The organism is Prosthecobacter sp., assembly GCF_044378005.1.
Lineage (GTDB): Bacteria > Verrucomicrobiota > Verrucomicrobiia > Verrucomicrobiales > Verrucomicrobiaceae > Prosthecobacter.
Map to the genome: position 1 here is coordinate 1 of NZ_JBILYB010000245.1, position 5,232 is coordinate 5,232.

Annotated in this window: 9 protein-coding genes; 5 read left to right on the plus strand and 4 right to left on the minus strand. The window is 57.2% G+C overall.

Translation table 11 applies throughout. The features are described from left to right. Positions 1-332: 332 nt before the first annotated feature. The 3 genes from AC6FTP_RS25305 to AC6FTP_RS25315 are packed head-to-tail and all read left to right on the plus strand — an operon-like array spanning position 333 to position 1,164. Complete coding sequence (locus AC6FTP_RS25305; protein ID WP_497209682.1) at positions 333-539, plus strand: hypothetical protein; 207 nt, start codon at positions 333-335, stop codon at positions 537-539. A gap of 39 nt (positions 540-578) precedes the next feature. Then, positions 579-737 carry a hypothetical protein gene (locus tag AC6FTP_RS25310; protein WP_497209683.1) on the plus strand — a complete coding sequence of 53 codons (159 nt, stop codon included), beginning with the start codon at positions 579-581 and terminating at the stop codon, positions 735-737. 28 nt (positions 738-765) lie between these two features. Next, positions 766-1,164 carry a DUF3293 domain-containing protein gene (locus tag AC6FTP_RS25315; protein WP_497209684.1) on the plus strand — a complete coding sequence of 133 codons (399 nt, stop codon included), beginning with the start codon at positions 766-768 and terminating at the stop codon, positions 1,162-1,164. A gap of 1 nt (position 1,165) precedes the next feature. Here the strand turns inward: AC6FTP_RS25315 and AC6FTP_RS25320 are convergent, their stop codons facing one another. From AC6FTP_RS25320 to AC6FTP_RS25330, 3 genes are all read right to left on the minus strand, one after another. Beyond that, positions 1,166-1,600 (minus strand): hypothetical protein, encoded by a 435-nt coding sequence (locus AC6FTP_RS25320; RefSeq protein WP_497209685.1) that lies wholly within the window; start codon positions 1,598-1,600, stop codon positions 1,166-1,168. Positions 1,601-1,647: 47 nt separating this feature from the next. After that, positions 1,648-1,824: a hypothetical protein gene (locus AC6FTP_RS25325; protein ID WP_497209686.1), complete on the minus strand. Its 177-nt coding sequence runs from the start codon at positions 1,822-1,824 to the stop codon at positions 1,648-1,650. Between the two features lie 68 nt (positions 1,825-1,892). Next, positions 1,893-2,825 carry a metallophosphoesterase gene (locus tag AC6FTP_RS25330; RefSeq protein ID WP_497209687.1) on the minus strand — a complete coding sequence of 311 codons (933 nt, stop codon included), beginning with the start codon at positions 2,823-2,825 and terminating at the stop codon, positions 1,893-1,895. A 75-nt stretch (positions 2,826-2,900) separates the two neighbouring features. On the opposite strand from AC6FTP_RS25330, the gene AC6FTP_RS25335 reads away from it, so the two are divergent. After that, positions 2,901-3,827: a LysR family transcriptional regulator gene (locus AC6FTP_RS25335; protein WP_497209688.1), complete on the plus strand. Its 927-nt coding sequence runs from the start codon at positions 2,901-2,903 to the stop codon at positions 3,825-3,827. A gap of 12 nt (positions 3,828-3,839) precedes the next feature. Here the strand turns inward: AC6FTP_RS25335 and AC6FTP_RS25340 are convergent, their stop codons facing one another. Further along, the gene (locus tag AC6FTP_RS25340) at positions 3,840-4,808 is read right to left on the minus strand and encodes a helix-turn-helix transcriptional regulator (RefSeq protein WP_497209689.1); all 969 of its coding nucleotides are present in this window, start codon (positions 4,806-4,808) and stop codon (positions 3,840-3,842) included. Between the two features lie 164 nt (positions 4,809-4,972). On the opposite strand from AC6FTP_RS25340, the gene AC6FTP_RS25345 reads away from it, so the two are divergent. Beyond that, positions 4,973-5,232: VWA domain-containing protein (locus AC6FTP_RS25345; RefSeq protein WP_497209690.1), on the plus strand; the 260-nt coding region annotated here is incomplete at its 3' end.

The following is a 5,232-nucleotide window of genomic DNA, read 5'->3' on the forward strand; positions in this document are numbered from 1 at the left end:
CGCTGTTCCCGTTTTTTGGGAACAAGACCTCACTGTTCCTATGCTTGTTCCCGATCTTGTTCCCGATTTCAGGGAACACAGCAGTCTTGTTCCCATCGTTGTTCCCGTTTGGTGGCACCGAACGCTGCCATTTTTCCCGAACCGCCCGCTTGCCGAGGGTGGAGAACGGCACGTCGAACCGCTCCGCCACGCTGCGAAGCGGCTCGCCTGTAGTCTCATAATGAGAGCGGATACCTGCTCGTTCCGGCAAACCACCCCGCGCCGACGTGGGCAGGGAACTTCTCCGTCAAATCAAGGAGCACCCGAGGAACCACGCTGCGCCAGTGCTTTCCATGAGCGCGCACTTCGGCCCCGACTCAGAACTCGGAGATGAGATGATCGAACTCGGGGCGGCCGCATGGATTGGCAAGCCTTTTGACGATCTTCACGGGGCCATCAAGGGGATGCTTGCTCAGGATCCTAGAAAGAGGAATGACGAGCTGGAAGCATTGATTTGGAGAATCATCTCAGCCGCGATTTTTTTCCCGCTACCCCCATAAATGTCCCACCCCATGTGGCAACATGGTTAGAATCTGCCCATGAAACGAAACGCCCGCGAGTTCATCCGCTCCACTACAACGCTGCTCGATCACATCCTTGCCACGCTCACGCAGGAAGAGCAGCATGACGTGCTTGATGCCCTCGCCGCCGAGGTCGAAGAGCGAATGGACGCTTTAGTTGATTCGGTGGAATCGTGAGCCAACCTTGTGATCTGACGTTGATTCTATGACCCCGGTCTATTTCGACACGCGCTTCAAACTCGGCCTGCCGCTCGCCGAACTGCCTGACTCATTCGCCATCATCACGGCTCACGCCACCACGGCCGAGGTATGGACGCCAGAAGACAACAATACTGCCAATGAGGCTCTTCGCGCAGAACTTGATAAGGGTGGGCAACTCATCGGAACGATCACTGGATATTCACCAGTGACTCAGCACGCAGAGCCGGGGTATGCCGCTGCGTTGGAGTTCGAGGAGGCCTGCAAAATCGGAGCCCGATTCAAGCAGGACGCGATATTCTATGTGAGCAGCGGCACGCTGTTCGTGAGCCATTGCGACCATCGCCGCAGCCTGAAACCCATCACGCAGTTTGCGAAACGTGCGGATTTGGAACCAGAGACCTGACTTAGTTCTGAGCGGCATCCGCCACCACGCTCACAGTATTGAAGGCGTTAAGAATGTTCGTGGCTGACTCGACGAGGAGGAAGAACATCAAAGCGTAACGGCTATCCGTTTGGACCATGGCCTGAAGTTGCGTCATGAGTTCGTGCATTTCCTGGATGGGTTCACTTAACCAGCGTTCGACGCGGTTCATTTTCTCAGAGAGGTTCTCCAAGGAAGCTCCGGCCTGGGACTGCTCATCGAGTTCAAAGAGTTCGGTGATCACATCATGTTTGGTGCCAATGAATGATTCGCACACTGCTTCAATTTTTGTCCTGATCTCTGGAGGCGCTTCGATGGAAGGCAGTTCGCGTTGAATGTAGGTGGCGTTGAGCATCATCTGCATAGCGCACTCACGGGCTGCATGGGCGAAGGTATGGAGTTGGGGAGGGTGTTTCATGGGTGGGAAGTTGGCGTGGGAGTCGAAGTGCATTGAGCTGATATGGCTCACGACTGGAGCGCTGTGGCGTTCGCCTGAGGCTTAGTCTGCGGAGGTGATTCCTCCTCTTCATCAAACATCTGGCGGAGCTGCCATGACATTCCGACGCAGTTCATTTCCTCCTGAAGTTCAGCGCGCACTTCTGGATCGGTGGCGGCATCACTGAGGACCATCAGTTGTCTCATCAGGACTCGTGACTTCCGAGTGTGATCATTTTCCACGACGGTTGGTTCTGTGTGAGTCGTCATATGGCTCAGGCTGTGGCGGTGACAAAGTTCAGGGGAGTTAATTCGCGCTCACCATTCCAGCGGTAGGCGGTGAGGGGATTGCTCTCAAAGGCGGCGCTGAAGTCGAGGCTGGCGATGTTCGGGGCCATCGGTGCCCGTTCCCAGTGAGCGGGCAGCCAGTAGTGGCCGAAGAATACGGGCGGTTCATCGGGGCCGTAATTCGGCAGGTCGTTCAGCATCGCTTCTTCCAGCCTGACCTTGAGTTCCACCATCGGCTCCGGCATCACGATGTCGCCGATTGCCGCGCCCTCCTCCAACTTCCACCAGCGCACGCGCACGTTCCTGCGTTTGTTCTTCTCCTTGTCCTCAAAGAACACGCCTTCGGGAAGTTCCATCTCCGGCCCTTTCAAGATGATCTCCACAGCGGCGTATTCGCGGGTGCCCTTGGTGGCGGCAGCATGCAGGAAGCGGTCATCCAGCAGTGGAGTGCCGCTCAACATCTCGACGTGGCGGGCATCCCAAGCGGCGTGGACAGCACGCAATTCTTCCAAGTCGAGGTGCATGGGCAGGTGCTTGAACCATTCGATCCACTCCGCCCATTCAGCATCCTTCCCGGCGAAGGCAGCCAGCGTTGCGGCGTGGCCTTTCACGTTCTTCTCAATCCGCTTCCGCAGCCAGCCGCCTTTGCCATCAGGCGTCTGGTAGAGGACCGCGTTGAACTCGTGATTGCCCATGATGGCCAGCGCATTGCCAGCATCGACCATGGCACGCACGGTGTGGAGCACCTCGCGAATTTTGGGGCCTCGGTCGATGTAGTCGCCGAGGAAGATGACCTTTCGGCCTTCGGGGTGATGGAAGCTGCCGTCGTGGGGTAGATAACCGAGCTTGTGCAGCAGGGTGGTGAGTTTGTCGTGGTGTCCGTGGATGTCGCCGATCAGGTCGTAGTTTTTGTGTTTCATGGCACTGACATCATAGCCTGAATCAAACTCATCGACCTTGGGGCAAAACAAGGTATATATGTCTCCATGGTAAGTATGAAAGATTCCCTCCCTCCTCTGAATGGTCTCTCTCTGGACCGTTTGCGCAACTTTCTAGCCTTCGCGGAACATGGCTCCATCGCCAAGGTCGCTCCTGGCAATCTTGCCCGTCAGGCGCTCATCAGCAGGCAGATTGGGGAACTGGAAGAATACTTCTCTACTGAACTCACCGTGCGACGTGGGAAGACACTGGCGCTCTCGGAAGCCGGCGAGCGACTAAAGTTGATCGCTCGCGCGCAGTTTGATGATTTGAATGAGTTCCAAAAGGTGCAGATCGGCCAGCGTAGGACCTTCTCTATAGGAGCCGGCGCAAGTATCCTTGAATGGCTCATCATTCCCTGTGTTGGTGGAATTCGCAGTGCTCTTGGCGACGCCGCTCTGCGGCTCTCCTCGCAGCGCAGCAGCGAACTTGTCGCGAGCATTCGTGATGGACAGCTGGACTTTGCCATTGTCCGCGAGGACGCCATCTCGGAGGAGTTGCTGCTCAAGTCGAGCCTGTCGCTGCGGATGCGGCTGGCGTTCACTTTGTGTGCCTCCCGCAAACTGTTGGGTAGTAAGCCGAAGTCATCGCTCGCAGATCCATCTGTGTGGCGTTCACTGCCCTTCGCCGCGAATGGCGGCGGCGGTCAGTTGGATGCGACGTTTCGTGCTGCCATGACCAATGCATTGGGAGAGTTTCATCAGGTGGTCGAGTGTGACTCGATGCTGCAAGTGCGCGAGTTGATCGTGCAGGGCGTTTGTGCGGGGCTGCTGCCCTCCTTTGGCACGCACGGACTTTCCGAGAAGGATGTCGTCACCTGCGAATTTGCTCCCATGCAGGATTACGGTCGTTCCCTAGTGCTGCACTGGAACAACCGCCAGATGCGCCGTCGTGGCATTGAGGAATCCGTCATCAAGCAGATTGCGAAAGCGTTGCGGCAGTGATCACTGCTGCCTTCAACCGTTTAGCAGCGCAGCCTTTGCCAACTCCTCCCTCACCCGCTTCTTGAGTTCCGGTGGTCCCAGCACCTTCGCTTTGCTGCCCCAGCTCAGCACCCAGCGGGTGATTTCCTCCAGGCCGGAAAGGTCCGCCTGAAACTCGATCACACTGCCGTCGGCTTTGAGCTTTCGGATCGCTTGGGTCAGGTGCCACTGACGCTCCCCAACGATGCGGGCCGCGTAGCCTTCAAAGCGGATGTGAACCTCGTGTTTGTGCTTCTCTTCGCCCTGGTAGCTCCAGACGCCAAACCCTCCGCCCAGATGATCTCGTGCATTGAATCGTGGGTCACGCACGAACTTTGTCTTCAGCATCGTTAGGTTCGTGATCCGTTGCAGGGCAAAGGTGCGCACCGCTTTGCGTGCCGGGTCGTAGGCCAGCAGATACCAACCGTGCTCGATCTGCCCCACATGATAGGGGTGAACCGTGCGCTGCTCCGGCTTGCTGCCGGTGAGCTTGTGGTAATCAAAGCTCACTTCGCGACAGGCCCGCACCGCATCCAGCAGGTCGCCAAACAGCGTCACATCGGCCGCCAGCACGCCCGAGGTCTTCACTGAGAACGCCTCATCCAACTCATGCCACTCAATGGAAATCTCGCCGGGGCACGCTTCAGCGATCTTGCTGAAGCTCTCGCTCAGCATGCGCTCAAGCTTTGTGCCACGCAGCGGTTCCAAAGCATGACGTGCCAGAAACAGGGCCACTAGGTCATTGCGCGAGAGATGCAGCATGGGGAACTCATGTACCTCCTGCGTGTAAAAGTAGCCGTGCTTGATCGAATGGTATTCCAGCGGCAGCCCGAGCTGGTCACGCATGAAGCTGATGTCCCGCTGAATCGTCTTCGGTGTTACCTCGATCTCCTTTGCGAGAGTGGAGCAGTTGGGATGTTTGCCAGTGCGGATGATCTTGTGAATCTCCAGCACACGCCACATAGCCGGGCGGCTGGCTCCTGAACGAAGAGGTGGGGGCGCTTGGACTGCGTTGGAGCGCGAGCTTCTAGTGGAGAATACTTTGGACATCTTAATGAAGAATAATCCATAAAGTTTGGCTGTCACCCTGCGAATGTCCCACCCCCTATGAGAAATTCGGGGTGATCATGAACCCACACCTCACCGAAATCGCTTACATCCTCGACCGCTCGGGCTCTATGCAGCCCATGCAAGAACCCGCCGTCGCAGCCTTCAATGACTTCATCAAGTCCCAACTCGATGTCCCTGGCGACGCACGCCTCACGCTCATCCAGTTTGATGACGCCTACGAAGTCCATGTCTCTGCCAAGCCCATCCAGGACGTGCCCCAGCTCACTGCTGCCACCTACACGCCACGCGGCAGCACCGCGTTGCTCGATGCCATTGG